The 19,375-nt window shown below is 38.8% G+C and carries 25 protein-coding genes; 1 reads left to right on the top strand and 24 read right to left on the bottom strand.

Features of this window, described 5'->3' with window-relative positions; translation table 11 throughout:
- Positions 1-7 precede the first annotated feature (7 nt).
- Entirely contained in the window at positions 8-736 is a 729-nt protein-coding gene (gene budA, locus QM859_RS00125; protein ID WP_214262084.1) for an acetolactate decarboxylase, read from the bottom strand.
- A 283-nt stretch (positions 737-1,019) separates the two neighbouring features.
- On the opposite strand from budA, the gene QM859_RS00120 reads away from it, so the two are divergent.
- The gene (locus QM859_RS00120; RefSeq protein ID WP_414261658.1) at positions 1,020-2,348 is read left to right on the top strand and encodes an aminotransferase-like domain-containing protein; all 1,329 of its coding nucleotides are present in this window, start codon (positions 1,020-1,022) and stop codon (positions 2,346-2,348) included.
- 118 nt (positions 2,349-2,466) lie between these two features.
- Here the strand turns inward: QM859_RS00120 and QM859_RS00115 are convergent, their stop codons facing one another.
- The 23 genes from QM859_RS00115 to QM859_RS00005 all read right to left on the bottom strand — a co-directional run.
- A complete protein-coding gene (locus tag QM859_RS00115; RefSeq protein WP_414261657.1) occupies positions 2,467-3,282 on the bottom strand; it encodes an ABC transporter substrate-binding protein in 816 nt (271 codons plus the stop codon).
- 118 nt (positions 3,283-3,400) lie between these two features.
- Positions 3,401-3,868, bottom strand: coding sequence for an NUDIX hydrolase (locus tag QM859_RS00110; RefSeq protein WP_414261656.1), 468 nt, complete (start codon positions 3,866-3,868; stop codon positions 3,401-3,403).
- Between the two features lie 92 nt (positions 3,869-3,960).
- Positions 3,961-4,614 (bottom strand): phosphate signaling complex protein PhoU, encoded by a 654-nt coding sequence (phoU, locus tag QM859_RS00105; RefSeq protein WP_004252561.1) that lies wholly within the window; start codon positions 4,612-4,614, stop codon positions 3,961-3,963.
- Between the two features lie 10 nt (positions 4,615-4,624).
- Positions 4,625-5,383 carry a phosphate ABC transporter ATP-binding protein PstB gene (gene pstB / locus QM859_RS00100; protein ID WP_006148225.1) on the bottom strand — a complete coding sequence of 253 codons (759 nt, stop codon included), beginning with the start codon at positions 5,381-5,383 and terminating at the stop codon, positions 4,625-4,627.
- A 12-nt stretch (positions 5,384-5,395) separates the two neighbouring features.
- A complete protein-coding gene (pstB, locus tag QM859_RS00095) occupies positions 5,396-6,199 on the bottom strand; it encodes a phosphate ABC transporter ATP-binding protein PstB (protein WP_060955554.1) in 804 nt (267 codons plus the stop codon).
- Positions 6,200-6,209: 10 nt separating this feature from the next.
- A complete protein-coding gene (pstA, locus tag QM859_RS00090) occupies positions 6,210-7,094 on the bottom strand; it encodes a phosphate ABC transporter permease PstA (protein ID WP_414261654.1) in 885 nt (294 codons plus the stop codon).
- On the bottom strand, positions 7,084-8,001 hold the full coding sequence (pstC, locus tag QM859_RS00085; RefSeq protein ID WP_006148223.1) for a phosphate ABC transporter permease subunit PstC: 918 nt from the start codon (positions 7,999-8,001) through the stop codon (positions 7,084-7,086). The genes pstA and pstC overlap by 11 nt, the downstream gene beginning before the upstream one ends.
- Positions 8,001-8,879, bottom strand: coding sequence for a phosphate ABC transporter substrate-binding protein PstS (locus tag QM859_RS00080; protein WP_414261653.1), 879 nt, complete (start codon positions 8,877-8,879; stop codon positions 8,001-8,003). The genes pstC and QM859_RS00080 overlap by 1 nt, the downstream gene beginning before the upstream one ends.
- A gap of 109 nt (positions 8,880-8,988) precedes the next feature.
- Entirely contained in the window at positions 8,989-10,302 is a 1,314-nt protein-coding gene (locus QM859_RS00075; RefSeq protein WP_414261652.1) for an RsmF rRNA methyltransferase first C-terminal domain-containing protein, read from the bottom strand.
- A 6-nt stretch (positions 10,303-10,308) separates the two neighbouring features.
- On the bottom strand, positions 10,309-11,076 hold the full coding sequence (locus QM859_RS00070; protein WP_414261651.1) for an inositol monophosphatase family protein: 768 nt from the start codon (positions 11,074-11,076) through the stop codon (positions 10,309-10,311).
- Entirely contained in the window at positions 11,066-11,344 is a 279-nt protein-coding gene (locus QM859_RS00065) for a UPF0223 family protein (protein WP_004252549.1), read from the bottom strand. Before QM859_RS00065 ends, QM859_RS00070 begins: the two co-directional genes overlap by 11 nt.
- Positions 11,345-11,746, bottom strand: coding sequence for a Spx/MgsR family RNA polymerase-binding regulatory protein (locus QM859_RS00060; RefSeq protein WP_006148218.1), 402 nt, complete (start codon positions 11,744-11,746; stop codon positions 11,345-11,347).
- Between the two features lie 137 nt (positions 11,747-11,883).
- Entirely contained in the window at positions 11,884-12,516 is a 633-nt protein-coding gene (locus QM859_RS00055; RefSeq protein ID WP_414261650.1) for a TIGR01906 family membrane protein, read from the bottom strand.
- A complete protein-coding gene (locus QM859_RS00050; protein ID WP_045615608.1) occupies positions 12,506-13,279 on the bottom strand; it encodes a TIGR01457 family HAD-type hydrolase in 774 nt (257 codons plus the stop codon). The genes QM859_RS00055 and QM859_RS00050 overlap by 11 nt, the downstream gene beginning before the upstream one ends.
- 10 nt (positions 13,280-13,289) lie before the next feature.
- The gene (locus QM859_RS00045; protein ID WP_414261649.1) at positions 13,290-14,027 is read right to left on the bottom strand and encodes an acyl-ACP thioesterase domain-containing protein; all 738 of its coding nucleotides are present in this window, start codon (positions 14,025-14,027) and stop codon (positions 13,290-13,292) included.
- A 4-nt stretch (positions 14,028-14,031) separates the two neighbouring features.
- Positions 14,032-15,162, bottom strand: coding sequence for a radical SAM family heme chaperone HemW (gene hemW / locus QM859_RS00040; protein ID WP_414261648.1), 1,131 nt, complete (start codon positions 15,160-15,162; stop codon positions 14,032-14,034).
- Positions 15,163-15,247: 85 nt separating this feature from the next.
- The gene (locus QM859_RS00035; RefSeq protein ID WP_414261647.1) at positions 15,248-15,643 is read right to left on the bottom strand and encodes a YtxH domain-containing protein; all 396 of its coding nucleotides are present in this window, start codon (positions 15,641-15,643) and stop codon (positions 15,248-15,250) included.
- A gap of 14 nt (positions 15,644-15,657) precedes the next feature.
- Entirely contained in the window at positions 15,658-16,041 is a 384-nt protein-coding gene (locus QM859_RS00030; protein ID WP_414261646.1) for a DUF948 domain-containing protein, read from the bottom strand.
- 1 nt (position 16,042) lies between these two features.
- On the bottom strand, positions 16,043-16,831 hold the full coding sequence (gene lgt, locus QM859_RS00025) for a prolipoprotein diacylglyceryl transferase (RefSeq protein WP_414261645.1): 789 nt from the start codon (positions 16,829-16,831) through the stop codon (positions 16,043-16,045).
- Positions 16,824-17,759, bottom strand: a complete 936-nt coding sequence (hprK, locus tag QM859_RS00020; protein WP_247912109.1) for an HPr(Ser) kinase/phosphatase — start codon at positions 17,757-17,759, stop codon at positions 16,824-16,826. The genes lgt and hprK overlap by 8 nt, the downstream gene beginning before the upstream one ends.
- 135 nt (positions 17,760-17,894) lie before the next feature.
- The gene (locus QM859_RS00015; RefSeq protein ID WP_414261644.1) at positions 17,895-18,857 is read right to left on the bottom strand and encodes a hypothetical protein; all 963 of its coding nucleotides are present in this window, start codon (positions 18,855-18,857) and stop codon (positions 17,895-17,897) included.
- Positions 18,858-18,921: 64 nt separating this feature from the next.
- The gene (rpsU, locus tag QM859_RS00010) at positions 18,922-19,098 is read right to left on the bottom strand and encodes a 30S ribosomal protein S21 (protein ID WP_000048054.1); all 177 of its coding nucleotides are present in this window, start codon (positions 19,096-19,098) and stop codon (positions 18,922-18,924) included.
- A 151-nt stretch (positions 19,099-19,249) separates the two neighbouring features.
- On the bottom strand, positions 19,250-19,375 hold a 126-nt coding region (locus tag QM859_RS00005), incomplete at its 5' end, for an LPXTG cell wall anchor domain-containing protein (protein WP_414262178.1).

The following is a 19,375-nucleotide window of genomic DNA, read 5'->3' as shown; positions in this document are numbered from 1 at the left end:
TCTCCTTTTATTCAGCCTGATCGATATCTTTTTTCATCTCATCAACATTGAACTTAGCAAAGAGGTACTGACGATCCTGGACAGGGAAACGTTGATCCAACTGATCGACAGCTCCAACCTCTACGATTCCTTCCTTGATGACAAAGTCCATAACGTGACCACCAAAGGTTAGGTCATCTGAGATAAAGTGCAAATGATAGCCTGCAACACTGACACCATGGAAAATTTCAGGTGTCCAGAATCCAACGATAGTCCCAGAGACATTTTCGCAACTATATTCAGGCTGATGAGTCGCAACCTCAGCGAACTTTGTTTCGGATGTTGATTTGGGAATCATGCGAACATGCATGTGTTTAAAATCACCATGAATTTTAATCGAACGGAAAAGATTTTCCCCATCATAGTAGGATTCAATTCGTTTTTCTAGTTCCTTATCAGTCATCTCAAAACGCTGACGGAAAATAACTTCTGCTTGGTGGGGGACAACTGCCGCATAAGGAATCAGTGCGTCTGGTGAAACTTCTACGATTTCAGGCTTATCCCCTGAACCCTTAGCTTGATAGGCTTTCCCATCCAAGACAATCAGTTCTCCATCAATAGAGTCCAAGGTTCCTAGTCCTAAATCCCCATGTTCAAGCAACTCACCAACGGTCATGGTCCCACCGTATAGTCCAGCCATCAAGGCTCCCAAGGTATTGTATTGGAATAATTTAACTGGTTCTTGCACCTTTATCATCTCACTCTTCTTTGAAAATTTACTTACTAAGTATATCACATTTCTTCTTAGAATTGAACGCTGGACTGCCGTTTAAAACTCAATGAAAATCAAAGAGCAAACTAGGAAATCAGCCGCAGTTTGCTCAAAACACTGTTTTGAGGTTGTGGATAGAACTGACGAAGTCGGTAACATACATACGGCAAGGCGACGTTGACGCGGTTTGAAGAGATTTTCGAAGAGTATAACATTGCCAAACAACTAAAAAAAGGGTACAATGTAACAAAATCAAGAGAGGTCTGGAATGAAGCAAGAAAGTAAGTACGAACAAGTTGTTCACTATCTAAAAGAAGAGATTGAATCAGGAAAACTTCAAACAGGAAGTCGTCTACCTTCTATCCGAAAACTCAGTCAAGACTTCCACTGTAGTAAAGATACTGTGCAGCGTGCACTTTTGGAACTCCGATACGAGAAATACATTTACTCCAAACCTCAAAGTGGCTATTATGTTTTAGAACAACAAGCTAGCCACGAAGACCTCGTTATCTCTGTCAATGACGAACATGCTGCTGCCTATGATGATTTTCGTCTTTGTGTCAATGAAAGCTTGATTGGTCGAGAAAATTATCTCTACAACTACTATGAACACCAAGAGGGTTTAGAAGAATTACGAAAGTCTGTTCAGAAACTACTGTTTGACCAAGCTATCTATAGTAAACCCGATCAATTAGTCATGACAACTGGAACCCAGCAAGCACTGTTTATTCTTTCTCAAATTGACTTTCCAGGTAAGAGCCAAGAAATACTGGTCGAACAACCAACCTATCACCGAATGAACCAACTTCTGCTGGCTCAAAATATTCCCTATCAAACCATTGAACGTCGCGTGGATGGCATTGACCTGAAAGAACTTGAGAAACATTTTAAAAGTGGTAACATTAAGTTTTTCTACACCATTCCTCGATTCCACTATCCGCTGGGTCATTCATATTCTGAAGAGGAGAAACGTGCTATCCTTGTTCTAGCAGCCAAATATCAAATTTATATCGTTGAAGATGATTATCTGGGAGATCTAGATCCTAAAATGGGACAAACCTTTCATTATCTGGATCAAAATGATTTGGTCATCTACATCAAGTCTTTTTCAACAAGTATTTTCCCCGCACTTCGAATCACTGCTCTCATACTTCCAAATGTTATGAAAGATGCTTTTGTCTCTTATAAAAACATTCTGGACTATGATAACAACCTCATTATGCAAAAGGCTTTATCACTCTATATTGATAGTCAACTCTTTGAAAAAAATAGAGTAGCAAGATTTGCACTACAAGAGAAAAGTCAAGACTTCATTCATAGGTTATTAAAATCTTATCCCCTTTCCCTACCAAACTATCCTCTCCATGATGGACTTTTGCTTGATCTCAGGAACTATCCTAAGATTGCAAGCCTCAAACATAGCTCTTTAAATCTAGACTTTTTCGAATCGTCCTACATTGAGACTTGCCCTTATCAATTTGCTAAGGTTCCTTTAGAAAATCTTGAAACAACATTAAATTACTTAAAAACAGAGAGTGGGACAGAAATCGGTAATTCGTTAGAATTCGATTTCGTCGTCCCACCTCCGCACAGTTGAGTAAGGCTGTAAAAGCTGATGGAATCAGCGTAGTAGAGCCCACTCAACCACTGCGTCTTGCTTGATAATCCAATGACAATTGAGAGGCTAGGACTTTTGTCCCAGCCTCTGTTATTTTTTATTGCTCTACTTCTGTTAGCTTGGCAGCTTTTTCAAGATATGTTTGATAAGTACCGTCATCTTTCAGTTTTTGAATAACCTTATCAACTACTTCCTTCAAATCTGAGTTGCCTTTCTTGATAGCAACTGCATTTTCTTCGCCTTCTTTCATAGTCAAGCTTACTGTTGCGACAGCCAAGTCAGAATTTTTAGTTGCATAGCTGAGGGCTACTGGCTCGTCCATATGAACAGCATCAACCTTACCTGATTGAAGTTCATTAACAGCTTCACCCATATTTGTCAATGAAGTCAACTGCGCTTTAGGAAGTTGCTCTTTAACCATAGATTCAGGGACAGTTCCTTTTTGAGCTGCAATATTTGCACTTGCTAGAGAATCCAAATCTTTGTATTTTTCAAGATCAGTTTTTCTGATTAGGAAGCTAATCTTGTTCTCATAGTAAGGAATTGAGAAATCAAAGACTTCTTTTCTTTCTTCAGTTGCACTAATTCCCGCAATGGCCAAATATGCTTTCCCTGTTTGAAGACTGGTCAAAACATTATCAAAACTCATGCTGGAAACTTCCAATTTTACTCCAAGTTCATCAGCAATAGCTTGTGCCATATCAATATCAGCACCTACGACTTGGTTCTTTCCATCCACAAGTGCTTGAAACTCAAATGGTGCATAGTCTGGGCTAGTTGCGACCACTAATTTACCTTTTTGTTTGATTGCCTCTACTGCAGACTGTGAACTTGAACTAGACGATTGGCAAGCAACTAAAAAGAAACTTGCAAGAAAACTACATAAGACAAATATCCATTTTTTAAATTTCATAAATAAACAACCTCTCTATAAATTTTGTATAATTATAACTCAATTAAAAATAATTGTCAACATTTTCTTGCGTTTTCCATAGAATATATTTATAAAAAATACAAATTCAATGATTGGTTTATCTATCTATTGGGAAACAATTTTCAAAAAAATCATTTATCATATCTTGATGTTGCTGGTTTACAATTGTGATATTTTGCATGTCCCTGTTATCAAACAACCCTAATTCTAAAGTTTCATCACTCGTAAAAACATTTGTAGAGATCGAAGTTTCAGATGTAACTAAATACAACATTGTAATAACTTGTGCCTCATCACCATTTGGATAACTATCTGAATATTTTGTATAAACATTTAAGAGTTTTTTCACTGTTACTTTCACTCCAGTTTCTTCATAAAACTCTCGCTCTAATGCTTCTACAGCCGATTCACCTAATTCAATAGCGCCACCTGGTAAACCCCAAGTTCCTTTGTCTGCTCGTTTTTGTAATAATATTTTTCCTGATTGACTTAAAATTCCACAAGTAAAATTTAAAATAATTTTATCTTTTCCAACTTTTTTTCTTATACTCTGTATATAGTTCATTATTCACCTCTGACAAAGTAAACTATCGATACAATGAAAGCTTACTATATTAAAAAGTAAGCTTTCACAATAATTTTTATCTTCTAAATATTTTACAATTCGACAATCTTACCTGTTTCAAAGTAAACAACCCATTCACAGATATTTTTTGCATAGTCACCGATGCGCTCCAAGTATGAAATCACTTGGAAGTAATCACGACCTGTGACGATAGCATCTGGATTCTTTCTGATTTCTTCAGTTGCCAAATCACGAATATTTTCAAAGTAATGGTTGATTTTTTCATCCATGGTTGCAACTTCATAGGCCTTATCAACGGATCCGTTTAGATAAAGTTCGAGGGTTGTTTCTACGAAATCTTTAACATCACGTCCCATTTTTTTGATTTCTTCTTCGACTGCTGGGATGCGTTGTTCCCCCTTCATTCGAATCGTTGCCTCAGCAATGGATACTGCGTGGTCACCCATACGTTCCAAGTCTGAAACTGCCTTTAGAACTGTTAGAACTGTACGTAAGTCTTGTGATACTGGCTGTTGAAGGGCAATGATTTCAAATGATTTCTTTTCAAGTTTCAATTCGTATTCATTGACTTCTGCGTCTTGCTCGATGACTTCTTTAGCCAAGTCACGGTCATGGGTGACAAAAGCACGTACAGTACGATTGATTTGGGAAAGAACTTCTTGTCCCATAGCGTAGAATTGGTTATGCAATTTCTCTAAATCTTCTTCAAATTGAGATCGTAACATCTTTTTCTCCTTATCCAAATTTACCTGAAATGTAATCTTCTGTTTCCTTATGTTGTGGATAGAGGAACATTTCCTTGGTATCGTTAAATTCAATCAAATCTCCATTGAGGAAAAAGCCTGTTTTATCAGAGATTCGAGATGCTTGCTGCATGGAACGAGTAACCAATAGCATGGTGTACTTGTCCTTAAGACTATATAGGGTTTCTTCGATTTTTCCAGCCGAGATAGGGTCTAAGGCTGAGGTCGGCTCATCCAAGAGGATAATCTTTGGACTAGTCGCCAAAACACGGGCGACGCAGACACGTTGTTGTTGTCCACCTGATAGACCAATTGCTGAATCATGCAAGCGATCCTTGACCTCATCCCAGATTGAAGCACGCTGTAAAGCTTTCTCCACAGCTTCGTCCAAGACTTGCTTGTCTTTCTCTCCATTAATTCTTAGTCCATAGACAACATTTTCGTAGATAGACATTGGGAATGGATTGGGTTGTTGGAAAACCATTCCGATTTCCTTACGTAACTCAACGGTATCAGTACGAGGGCTATAAATATTGTGACCATTATAAACCACTGAACCAGTAGTGGTCACTTCAGGATTTAAATCTCCCATACGATTGATAGCCTTTAGAAGTGTTGATTTCCCAGATCCAGAGGGACCGATAAGGGCGGTAATTTCCTTGGGTTGGAATGATAAGGAAACACTATTCAAGGCCTTCTTTTTGTTGTAATAAACAGACAGGTCTTTAACCTGCAAAATCGGTTCTGTCATACTGTTTCCTTTCTAACCAAAGTGTCCAGTTACATAGTCATTGGTAGACTGTAGCTTGGCATTTTGGAAAATGTTTGACGTTTTATCGTACTCAATCAAATCACCCAAGTAGAAAAATCCAGTGTAGTCACTTGCACGCGCAGCCTGTTGCATACTGTGGGTAACGATGATGATGGTGAAGTCCTTCTTCAACTCAAGCATAGTTTCCTCGAGCTGAGCTGTCGCAATCGGATCCAAGGCTGATGCCGGCTCATCCATTAAGAGGATGTCTGGTTTTACAGAAATAGCACGAGCGATACAGAGACGTTGCTGTTGACCACCTGAAAGCGTCAAGGCAGACTTGTGAAGGTCATCTTTGACCTGGTCCCAGAGGGCGGCCTGACGAAGTGAGGTTTCTACAATTTCATCAAGAACTTTCTTGTCCTTAACTCCTGCACGTTCATGTGCAAAGGTGATATTGCGGTAAATTGATTTAGCAAATGGGTTTGGACGTTGGAACACCATTCCGATGTGTTTACGCATTTCATAAACATTGATTTCAGGACGGTTAACGTCAATACCTCGATAGAGAATCTGTCCTGTAACCTTAGCAATATCAATGGTATCATTCATACGATTGAGACTGCGTAAGTAGGTTGATTTCCCAGAACCTGATGGACCAATCAAGGCCGTAATTTTATTTTTTTCGAATTGCATATCCACGCCCTTAATGGATTCATTCTTACCGTAGTAAACATGTAAATCCTTCGTAGAGAGTGCCACTTTTTCTTCTGGAAAAGTAATAATATGCCTTTCATCCCAATTATATTTTGACATGGCTTCTCCTTTAGGATGCGGTTAATTTCTTATGTAGATAGCTTCCGAGTTTACGTGCTCCAAAGTTAAAGATTAAGATAAAGATTAGGAGCACCGCAGCAGAACCTGCTGAAACAAGTGTTCCATCAGGAATAGTTCCTTCACTATTGACTTTCCAGATATGGACAGCCAAGGTTTCTGCTTGACGGAAGATTGAGATTGGACTACTTACGCTGAGAACATTCCAGTTAGACCAGTCAAGAGCTGGTGCAGATTGACCTGCTGTGTAGATAAGGGCTGCAGCTTCACCAAAGATACGACCTGATGCAAGCACGATCCCCGTTACAATTCCAGGAAGAGCTTCAGGAATAACGACATGAAGGACAGTTTCCCAACGAGAAATACCTAGTGCCAAACCAGCTTCACGTTGCGTATGGTGAACATGTTTTAAACTGTCTTCAACGTTACGAGTCATCTGAGGTAGGTTAAAGACGGTCAAAGCCAAGGCACCTGAAATTATAGAAAATCCATACTCAAACTGAACTACAAAGATGAGATAACCAAAGAGACCTACAACAACGGATGGTAGAGAAGACAAGATTTCAATACAGGTACGAACGAAATTGGTAATACGACCTTTTTTAGCATATTCAGCCAAGTAAATTCCAGCTCCCATTGATAGAGGCACAGAGATGAATAAGGTAATCACCAAAAGGAAGAAGGAATTATAAAGCTGAATTCCAATACCACCACCTGCTTGATAGGAGGATGATTTTCCTGTCAAGAATGACCAAGAAACATGAGGCAAGCCTCGAACCAAGATATAAAGAATCAAGGAAGCTAGAATGGTCACAATGATTCCTGCGATGGTGTAGAGGACAGCCGTTGCAAGTTTATCTAATTTCTTAGCGTGCATAGTTTTTCTTTCCTCTCTCTTTTGTAATCAATTTAATCACACTGTTAAAGGCCAGACTCATTAAAAGCAATACTAAGGCCAGTGACCAAAGAACATTATTATCAACAGTTCCCATAACAGTATTACCAATTCCCATAGTCAATACAGATGTTAAAGTCGCTGCTGGTGTTGTCAATGAAGTTGGAACAACTGCTGAGTTACCAACAACCATCTGAATAGCCAGGGCTTCACCAAAGGCACGCGCCATTCCGAAGACTACTGCCGTAAAAATACCTGAACGAGCAGCCTTCAAGGTTACACGCCAGATGGTTTGCCAACGAGTCGCTCCCATGGCTAAACTTGCTTCACGGTAGTGACGAGGAACCGCACGTAGGCTATCTGTTGTCATGAAGGTTACAGTCGGCAAAATCATAACAAAGAGAACGAAAATTCCTGATAAAATACCGAAACCTGTTCCACCAAAGACAGTACGTACAAATGGTACCACGACCTGCAAACCGATAAATCCATAAACTACTGAAGGAATCCCAACTAAGAGTTCAATAGCAGGTTGCAAAATCTTAGCTCCTTTTGGAGATACCTCTGTCATAAAGACTGCTGCACCAATGGCAAATGGTGTTGCAATAAGAGCTGACAGGATGGTAACAATAAAGGAACCTAAAATCATTGGAAGGGCACCAAATTGTTTACCTGACGGATTCCAAGTTGCACCAAAAAGAAAATCAAAGATATTCACACCATTAACAAAGAAGGTCGACAAGCCTTTTTGGGCTACAAAGATCAAAATCATTGCAACAATGATAACAATCAAAGATAGGCAGGCAAAGGTTAGTCCTTTTCCTAATTTCTCAAGACGAGAGTTTTTTGAAGGAGAGAGCAATTTTTTAGATAATTCTTCTTGATTCATTATTGGCTCCCTTCTATGGCTGTCACAGTACCTGCAGCATCTTTTTCAACCTTCATTTCCTTGACAGAAATATAACCCATTCCTTTAACGATTCCATTCTGAGCTTCGTCTGAAAGGACAAAGTTTAGGAATTCGGCAACCAATTCATTTGGCTCACCAAGTGTATACATATGTTCATAAGACCACAAAGGCCAGTTATTCGTTGTAACGTTTTCTGAAATTGGCTCATAACCATTGAGCTTGATGGTCCCAACCGAATCATCAACATAAGCAAAGGCAAGGTAGGAAATAGCTCCAGGGGTTTGGGAAACGATGGACTTCACCATACCGTTTGAATCTTGCTCCTGACTTTGTATTGCAGATTTTCCATCCATAATCACACTGTCAAAGGTAGCACGAGAACCTGAGCTAGCAGCTCGGTTAATAATAGAGATAGCTAAATCCTTACCGCCGACTTCCTTCCAGTTGGTAATTTCTCCTGTAAAGATTTGTCGGAGCTGGTCTGTCGTCAGATTATCGACATCTACTTCTTTATTGATGATAACAGCTATCCCCGCAACAGCTACCTTGTGATCAACTAAGGCAGAGGCATCGATCCCGTCTTTTTCCTCGGCAAATACATCCGAGTTACCGACATCTACCGCTCCAGACTGAACTTGCGATAGCCCAGTACCAGATCCACCACCTTGGACATTGACTGTTTTACCAACGTGTGCGGACGCAAATTCATCTGCTGCCGCCTCGACTAAAGGTTGAAGGGCAGTTGAACCGACAGCCGTCATAGACTCCCCACGATCAATCCAACTTGCACATCCTGCTAGCGAACCAGCAAGTAAAAGAGTTGCAAGAGAGATGGTGAGTTTTTTAAATTTTTTCACTATTTGTCTCCTTGAAAATAATGATGAATAGCTTGAATTTTCGCCCTTATTTTCTATTGTTTTCAGGGAAAATCCATATTTCAACTATAACATAGAATACAGTTTTTGACTAGTTTTTCACCTGAAACCTCAATCCCTTGGGAAAATAATTCTTCAAGGTATTTCCGGTTACTTTTGCAAAACCTAGACCATTTCCACCAACCAAAACTTGGTACCAACCATTTGGAAGAGTTTCAGCTAATTGGACCGTTTCACCAGCCACATATTTGACAAAGTCTTCTTGATTAATTTCGATTCCTTGCTTGACTTGGCTTGGTTTTAAAGCTAAGCCAAGAGCAAAACTTGGTTCAAAACGTTTTTTCTTAAAAGTTCCAAGATGAAGACCATTACGAGCTATCTTGAGTTTTCCTATATCGGGTAGCACTTCTGGCAAGAGATAAAGCTGGTCTCCAAAAACTTGTAGGACACCAGTCAGTTTTTCTTTAAGGTGTTTTTTCTCAAAATCCTGCCATAAGGAAAGCTGTTCACGAGATAGGTTGGATTTAGAAGGTTTGAACTTCCCAGCCTTGTTTTGTCCCTTAAACTGAAGATGAGCCACGAACTGACCTTCTCCCTTAAAGCGATGGGGGTACATTCTAGCTGTTTCAGGTAAATCAATCCCAGGTACCATTCCATTGATGTGTTGGATTGGAATCAATTCAAAATGATAGCTATCCAGTAACCATTGGACAATTTCTTCATTTTCTTCTGGCGCCCAGGTACAGGTTGAATAGACTAGTCGACCACCATCAGCCAACATAGTAACTGCATCGGCTAAAATCTCACGTTGTAAACTAGCGCACTGGCTAGGATAATCGACACTCCAATAATCCATAGCATCAGGTTGTTTACGAAACATCCCTTCTCCTGAGCAAGGTGCATCTAAAACGATCAGGTCAAAATAGCCTTTAAAAACCTTGGCTAAACGGTCTGCTGATTCATTGGTCACAACGACATTAGTCGCACCAAAACGTTCCATATTTTCAACTAAAATCTTTGACCGTTTGCTTGAAATCTCATTTGAAACAAGAAGACCGTCTCCTGCAAGATAGGAGGCCAGTTGAGTGGATTTCCCACCGGGAGCCGCTGCCAAGTCTAAGACCTTCATTCCAGGTTTTGGCTGAGCTATTTGAGCGACCATTTGTGCGGCAGGTTCTTGTGAATAGACCAAGCCAGTTACATGTTCTGGTGATTTTCCTGAAACCTTCCCATAGTAGCCCCAGGGTGTGTTAGGAATAGGGTCAGAGAAAGTGCCTTGGGCTTCTTTTAAGGGATTGCTGCGAAAGGCTGAGATGGCCTCATCATCAAAAGAGGCAAGAAAAGCTCTTGCCTCATCTCCCAATATTGTTTCGTATTTTTTTACAAATCCATCTGGAAATTGCATGTAGGTTTATTTCCTTTCATAGATATAGGATTGAATCTCATCTTTCATCTCGACTGGCACCATCATAACGGCCTGTCGTGTTTGAAAATCGACTTCCTCACCAGCAATCGTAAAAACCTTATAACCCAAACTCTCACCTAGGATACTTGCAGCCGCATAATCCCAAGGTTGTAAATAAGTGATATAAGTTAAAAGTCGACCTGATAGCACCTTGGCAAAACTAATAGCGGCGCTGCCATAAACTCGTGTTCCAAGTGCAGCATTTCCCAAATCCGCTAAGCCCCATTCGTTAGTCGCTAGCATTCTAGAATTACCAGACACCAAAAATTCTCTCAAGGGTTTCTTTTTAAAGAGTGGTAAAGGTTCGTCATTGCGACAGGGCGGGAAGTCTCCTCCACCATGGTAACAATCACCTTTCATGACATCATAAATAATACCAAACTTACCAATACCATCCTCAAAATAGGCCAGCATAACGGCAAAATCTTCACCTTGTGCTACGAAGTTGTTGGTTCCATCAATAGGATCAATAATCCATACAGAACCTTGTCCTACTGCTGCACGCATGCAGCCTTCTTCTGCACAAAATAGATCATCTGGATAGCGAGAACGGATTTTTTTAATAAGTAAGTCTTGAACTTCTTTATCTAACTTAGTTACCAAATCTGTAGGGGAAGACTTTTTCTCAACATGGAGATCTTCTTTCATATGCTGGAGAATGTATTCCCCAGCTTCCCTGACAATTTCTTTGGCAAATGTAAATTTATTTTCCAAGTGAAATCTTCCCTTCTCCTTTTTCTTTGGCCAACTGGACTGCACGGTAGAAAGAGTATCCACTAACTGATTCAAACTCACGTCCCAAACGTTTTTCTTCGCTCTTGCTAGGCACAACTGACTTGAATACCTTGTAGGAATCTAATAGTTTCTTAGCATCTACCTGTGTCTCATAGGCAGCTTCAACATCATTAAAAAAAGAAAGCACTGAAGCAAGTTCTTCAGTGCTCCACGACAAATCTAGTGGGTAACTATACTGTTTATTCATCTAATTAATACCAGCTCTTAATGTAGCTTCTTTCAATTCTTGCTTACGATAACTACGAGGAAGAAATGCACGAATCTCATCTTCATTAAAGCCAATCTGCATACGTTTATCATCAATGATGATTGGACGACGCAAAAGACTAGGATATTGCTCAATTAAATTAAGCAACTCTGTCACCGAGATACTTTCCACATCGATATTTAACTTTTGGAAAATTTTTGAACGAGTTGAAATGATGTCATCGGTACCGTTTTCGGTCAAGGAAAGAATGTGTTGCAATTCTTTTCTTGATAAAGGACTGGTCATAATGTTGTGCTCTTGGAAAGGCACTTTATGATTATCAAGCCAGGCCTTTGCCTTACGACATGATGTACAACTCGGTGATAAAAATAGTGTAATCATGCTATTCTCTACTTTGCATACTTTTCTAACTCTATTATACAAAAAAATAAAGCGCTTGACTAGTTATTTCCGTAAAAAAACCTACTTTTTAAAGAAAAATAAGTTTTTCGTAAAATTTTTAAAACATTTTTATGCATTTATTCTCTTTTCGGTAATTTTTTCCAACTTAGTAGATAAACGAATCCAAAAATTAACTCATACAAGCAGAAAAATAGGAGAAAGGCATGCAGGAAAAAATCCTCTGGTAAAATAAGAATGACCGAATCTTTAGCGGGATCAAAAAGCCAGGTATCATCACCTACAAATAGAATCTGATGAAACAAGGTAAAGAATTGTTCAAAACCAATGAAGACGCCAACTAAACCAAGAACCAAAGGTAAAGACAGCATAATCAAGAGACCCCTGCGATATAGAGACAGAAAACCTTTCTGAATGACTTGCTTCCAAAAAAGATAAAAAATCGGTAGAGTAACTATGGCTACTCCTTGAGTCAGATGGAAGAGTCCCTTTACAACCACAAAGTGGTGAATTCCAGAAGCAGACGAAGGAAAATCTGGCATTGCTAATACTTGACTCAATGGATTGGTCAAATAATCCATCAAAACATTAAAGTTATGTTGGATGGTCTGAGATTGGAAAGGAATACGGCTGGTCAGATTTAACCAAGAAATCTCCAGAGGGTAAACCAACCAAGCTAGATAAATGGTCAATAAAATGGCAAGGGAGAGAAGAAAGAGAAGACTCCCACCAAAAGTAAACTTAGTTTTCATCGAAATTCCACTCCGCAAGACTTGAGAGGACATGGGTTGGCGCGATTGGTAAATCAGCTACTTCTTCAGGTTTTGTAAACCCTGTCGTCACCAAAAGGCTCGGAATTCCATTGTCAATACCAGCTCGAATATCAGTCAGATAATTGTCCCCGACCATGACAATTTCTTGGCGCTCAAGTCCTAAGTGCTCGACAGCCTTATCCATAATAATAGCGTTTGGCTTCCCAATATAAACTGGTTTTACGCGAGTTGCTGCTTCGAGAAGAGTAATCAGTGAACCAGCACCAGGCAAAAGACCACGTTCAGTTGGAATATTTAAATCTGGGTTAGTACCGATAAAGTGAGCACCTTTATGGATAGCTAGGGTTGCCGTAGCAAATTTTTCATAGTCTACTTGCCAGTCTAGACCAACAACCACATAGGCTGGATTTTCTTTATCTTCAACATAACCAGCTGCTTGAATAGCTTCCTTGAGCCCTGCTTCTCCAATCACATAAACGGTCTTTTCAAGTCCCAGGTCATTCATGTAATCAATGGTCGCTAAGGTTGCAGTATAGATTGTCGATACAGGTGTGTCGATATTAAACTGATTTGCCAACATCTCTTGGACACTTTCAGGTGTACGAGTAGTGTTGTTTGTTACAAAAAGATAGGGAATCTCTCTTTTCTGCAGCTCGTGAACAAAAGCTTCTCCCGCTGGAATTCTATCTTTTCCTTTATAAATTGTACCGTCTAAATCAATTAAATAGCCTTTATAAGTCATATATTACTTTCTAATCTGTGTTAATTTCTTGCCAAATTATCTTTGCCTGAGCATTAATATCGCCATCACTTGTGACCTGGTGATTGCTTTCTAGTTGATTCAATTCGTAACTAGAAGTAATCATACCACCTGGTCGAACTTCCTTGACATACTTGAGGTTGATTTTTTTAGGAATATGATTGGTTAGGAAATCTGCCCCCATGACCTCAAAAATCCAGTCTAGGTATTTGCTATTATTGACATGACCATTCATATCCAAGTCGTAAAAACGAACATGGTAATCTTTGCTAATCGCTTCTTCCAGCTCTGCGTATTTTGGCCCGCGAAGGAGTTTCTTAGAAAACTCAGATTGATAAGGAGCGACAATTTCTGGTTCTACAGGGTGGACCTTACGACTCTCACGATCCATAAGGACAAAGGTAGCTACCATGCGAATGATTTCTTGACCATCTTCATCATAAATAGTAAATCGGCGGTAGCAAAATAGACGATTGTAGGTCAAGGCCTCTGTTTCGATTGTAATCTCCTCAGCAAATTGAGGTAAACGTACAACATCGATATCATAATCAGTGATAATCCAGACTAGATTATACTGTTCTAAAACATCCTTGTCACTCACCCCCAGCTCAATTGACTGCATCCCTGATACCTGAAGGGACAACAAAATAACGTCTGGTAGTTTGATATGGCCATTCATATCAGCCATATCAAAAGGAATTTTCATCTTCATTTGATAAGTTAAGCCCATAATTCTACTCCAATATAAATCGTTCTGCTACTGTATCTCCTAAAAAGAGACCTTTTTTTGTCATTCGTATTTGTTGACCTTCTACTTGTAAAAGACCTTGATGACACAAATCTCTTACAACTTGACCATATAAATTTTCAAAAGATGTACCAAATTTTTCTTCGAATCTTGCTTTTGAAACTCCTGTCTTCTTGCGAAGTCCAAGAAACATCTCTTCTTCCATTTGTTCCCTTAGACTCAGGTGTTCCTCATTGATGCGAGCATTGCCTTCTTCTACTGCCTTTAGATAATGGCGGATAGGGCCATGGTTTTTATAGCGAACACCGTTTACATAGCCAGACGCACCTGCACCTATACCATAATACTCAGCATTATCCCAGTACATAAGATTGTGACGACTTTCAAAGCCAGGTTTTGAAAAATTTGAAATTTCATAATGCTCAAAACCAGCACGCTCTAATTCAGCAATGATATATTCGAACATTTCAGCTTCTACTTCTTCTTTAGGAAGTGGTAATTTCCCACGACGCATACGATTCATAAAGACCGTATGGTTTTCCAAAATCAAGCTATAGAGACTCATGTGGGGAATGTCCAAAGCGATGGCCTTGGCAACATTGTCCTTGACTTGTTCCATGTTTTGACCTGGAAGAGCGTAGATCAAGTCAATGGAAATATTATCAAACCCTGCTGACTTTAGACGATCAATGTTTTCATAAATATCCTTCTCCAAGTGACTCCGACCAATTTTTTTCAGCAATTTGTCATCAAAGGTTTGGACACCTAGTGAAACACGATTGACAGCTGAATTCTTTAAAACTGCAATCTTATCCTCATCCAAATCGCCAGGATTGGCCTCTATGGTTAACTCTTCTAAAACAGACAAATCCAGATTCCTAGTCAAACCGTCTAATAAAACTTCCAATTGTGAAGCAGACAAGGCTGTCGGTGTCCCTCCTCCAATATAGAGAGTACGCAACTTTTGAATATCATAAGAAGCAAACTCTTCTAAGAGATGCTCTAGATAGCTATCTACCGGTTGATTTTTTATAAAGACCTTAGAAAAGTCACAATAATAACAGATTTGTGTACAAAAAGGGATGTGCACATAAGCTGATGTTGGTTTCTTCTGCATAGTATTTATTATACCACAAAGACTTGCCTCAAGAAAAAAATCACCATTCCTGATTCTTTAGAAAATCAAGAATAGTGATTCTATTTTAGTCTTCTTCGATTTCAATGATGATTTCTTGACCGTCTTCTTGCTCTTCAACAACTACTTTTTCTTCCAATTGTTCCTTGAGATTGTTCAAGGTCTCTTTTGAAGCTTCAGTCGCTTGTTGAGCATGGTATTTTGCTTTATCTAGGACTGTATCAATCGTAATTTCCCCAGATTCGATTTGTTCCTTAGTTTTAAGAACAAATTCTTTGGTTTGATCTTTGACATCAGCCAGCTTTTCACAGACTTGTTCTTTTGCGTATTCTGGATCTTCTTTCAGATCTTCTAAAAAGTCTTGTGCTTGACTCGTAACGCGTTTCCCTTTTTCACTTGTTAAAAACAAGGCAACAGCCACACCTGAAACAGTTCCTAAAAGGATTGATGATAATTTACCCATGACTTATCTCCTTTTTATTTTTTAAAAAATTTACTTGCAACACGAATGGCAGACAAACCTGCACTAGTCTTTAATGTTTTTGAACCTGCAGATGATGCTTTTTTACTCAAGACACGAGCCTGCTCATTTAAATCAGAAACAGAAACAGAAAGATCTGCAACAGCTGTAAAGAGTGGATCAATGGTTGCAACTTTGACATTGATATCATCAGCAAGAACATTGACCTTGGCAAGAAGCTCGTTTGTGTGATGTAGAGTAACATTTACATCTGAAGTTAGCGTTTTAACAGTATTTTCAGTTTCATCGATTACACGTCCAACTTTTTGAAGCGTAATAATCAAATAAACTATAAATACAATCAAGGCGATAGCCACAAAAATATAAGCAACTTCTAACATTTTAATTCTCCTTTTTTACATTATAAAATGGTGCTTTTTTTCGGTTTTGATACATAATAATATAAATTCCAAGACCAATTAAGAAGACAGATAACAACTGAGATACTCGAATTCCTAAGAACATCAGACTGTCTGTACGCATACCTTCAATAATCATACGGCCAAATCCATACCAAATTAGATAAAAAGCTGTGATATGACCACGACGAATACCCTTTAATCGGCGTCTAAAAATAACAATTAAAGCGAAACCAATCAGATTCCAAATGGACTCGTACAGGAAGGTTGGTTGTCGATATGAGCCATCAATATACATCTGATTCTTAATGAAACCAGGCAAGTAGTCAAGACTCTCTACAACTGCGCCATAAGCTTCTTGGTTAAAGAAATTTCCCCAACGTCCTAGACTCTGAGCAATCATAACGCTCGGAGCTGCAATATCCAAGAAATCCCAGGTATTGATTAATTTACGGTCTGCGAAAATATAAAGTACAATCGCTCCAGTAATTAGACCGCCGTAAATCGCAAGACCACCATTCCATATAGCAAAGATTTCTCCAATATGTTGACTATAATAGTCAAACTTAAAGATGACATAGTAGAGTCTTGCACCAATAATGGACAGAGGAAAGGCTACTAGGATAAAGTCAATAATATCATCAGATAAAATTTTCTTTTTGGGTGCTTCTCTCATTGCAAGAAGAACTGCTAGTATTAATCCAGATACAATGCAGATAGCATACCAGCGAACAGCAAAGGGACCTATTTGAAAAGCAACTGGATCAATCATTTTGCACCTCGTTCTTTTCAATTAATTTCGTCAATCTTTCTTCAAAGAGACGTGTCGCATCAAAGCCCATTTCCTTAGCACGATAGTTCATGGCAGCAGCTTCGATGACCACAGAAATATTGCGACCTGTTTTTACAGGAATCCGAATACGCGGAATAGAAACACCTGAAATTTCCAACTCTTCAGCATTGTTCCCCAAGCGGTCAAAGGTCTTATGTGTATCGTAATTTTCCAAATAAACAGCTAGCTGGACCTGTGAAGAATCCTTAACAGCACTAGCTCCATAAAGACTCATGACATCAATGATACCAACTCCACGAATTTCAATCAGATGTTTCAAAATTTCAGCAGGTTCACCCCAGAGAGTCATTTCATCCTTAGAATAGATATCTACTCGATCGTCTGCCACCAAGCGGTGACCACGTTTAACTAGTTCTAAACCTGTCTCACTCTTACCAATTCCACTATCACCTTGAATGAGAACACCCATACCATAGATATCCATTAGGACACCGTGTACACTAGTACGTTCTGCTAGACGAGAATCAAGATAGCTAGATAGTTCTCCAGACAAACGACTGGTTGCTGTACGACTTGTTAAAATTGCGATTTTACATTCTCTAGCTGCCTTTAACATTTCCTCAGGAACAACTAGACCACGCGCAACAATGACCGCAGGTGTCTCCGGTTGAAACATTTTTTTCAAGACATCGTAACGATTTTGAGAAGGCATAGAGACTAGGTAAGACCATTCCTTCATCCCCAACAATTGAATACGCTCTGGAGTATAGTAATCAAAATAGCCTGTCATTTCGAGACCAGGTCGCGTTATATCTGCAGTATTAATTTCCTTTTCAAGTAATTCAGGCTCCCCATAGACAATGTCTAATCTAAGCTTCTCAATTACTTCTTTTACTGAAACCGACATATATTTCTCCTTAAATCGAGTTCTCTTACTATTATATCAGATTGTAGCTGGAAGTTTCCTTTTTTTGCAAGATTTACAGTATTTATTTAAAGTTGCCTTAAAAATGATTTAGCATGTGGGTCTTCTCGTACTTTCTCAAATCAGTTGAGACAAATCCACTGCAAATCGATCAACATCTATTCCCAAATCCCTTCCTGATTTTTCTATGTGAATTCTCGGAAGTTCATTTTTTAGTATTTTGTTTGCATCAGCCATATCTTGTGGATAGATATAGAACTGTTGTCCTTGTGGAAACTGATTTTGAACTTGCCATTTTTCAAATTCCTGCAGAAAAGTCTTATGAGATGGCATACTAACCTCTTCAAACATGGAATCATCAAAATATTTCACCAAGCGATAAAGACCATGAACTTCATCAGCGAAGCATTTATCTATCTTTTCAAAGGGATAACCCCGTCTCTGATAAGCTAGGCATAAGTTTTGTAAGTTTTGGCTTATCCCAGCTGCGTCTTTTCTTGCCAAGTTTATAAAGTAACGAACAGAAAATTCTTCCATACCTGTTCGTTTTTTCTTCTCTAGAAACTGTTGTGCCAATATGATAGACTCTGATAATCTGTCTTCATCCTGATAATAAAGAGCGTGCAAAAGATTGATGACATTTTGGGGATAATAGGTTCCTTTCAGTAAAGGCAAGTCTTTTGGTATATAAGATGAAATGACTGAAAAATCGTTACATGCAAAAGAGGTAAATAAGCCTCTCAAAATACCATCTGTATAGATTGTTCCACTTGCAAGCAAACCTCCTCTGATCAATTCTTCTCTTCCTGTTTGCCACAGAGCATTATTTAATTGTTTGTAATCTCCGTCTAAAAAAGCTATATAGTATGCAAAATACTTGATATCATCTAGCAATAAGCTACTGTACAACTTTGTCCTTAAAACATTATCGGACAATACTTTCGAATCCTTCAAATACTTTTGAAAAATCCTCTGATTAGACTCTTCAAATTCCTGCCAGTTTATAGGAGTTGAATAATAACCCCAATCCTTAAAACGTACTTCGCGCATCTTTTGATATTCTTTTATATACTCTTTCATAAGTTCCTCATATCTCTAAACAATGTGCAAAAAAAGACTAGACAAGTCTAGCCTTTCATTTCAATTAGAATTTTTTACGTTTACGAGCTGCTTCTGATTTACGTTTACGTTTTACAGAAGGTTTTTCATAGAATTCACGTTTGCGTGTTTCTTGAAGAGTACCAGCTTTAGTAACCGCACGTTTGAAACGACGAAGAGCATCGTCAAGAGATTCATTCTTACGTACTACTGTTTTAGACATTTTTTTCACTCCCTTCAAGTTCAAGATCTATTCTATTCTACATGAATTGGTGAAAATTGTCAAGAAAAAATAGTGTACCTATTAATTTTGATTCATAAAGAAAGAGGACTATATAGTCCTCTTCAAGAAATTATAGATTTTCTAAACATGATTATTTAGAAAATTTACGTTTCATTACTACAGTACCTGACAAGATTACCACACCTGCCAACACAAGTGTTGCTCCTGTAGCTTCACCAGTAAATGGAAGACCAGGTTTATCTTCTGTTGTTGTAAC

It is taken from the genome of Streptococcus infantis (assembly GCF_047463175.1).
Taxonomy (GTDB): Bacteria; Bacillota; Bacilli; order Lactobacillales; family Streptococcaceae; genus Streptococcus; species Streptococcus infantis_AC.
The sequence above is the reverse complement of the archived record's forward strand: the minus strand, read 5'-3'. Positions and strand labels throughout refer to the sequence as shown.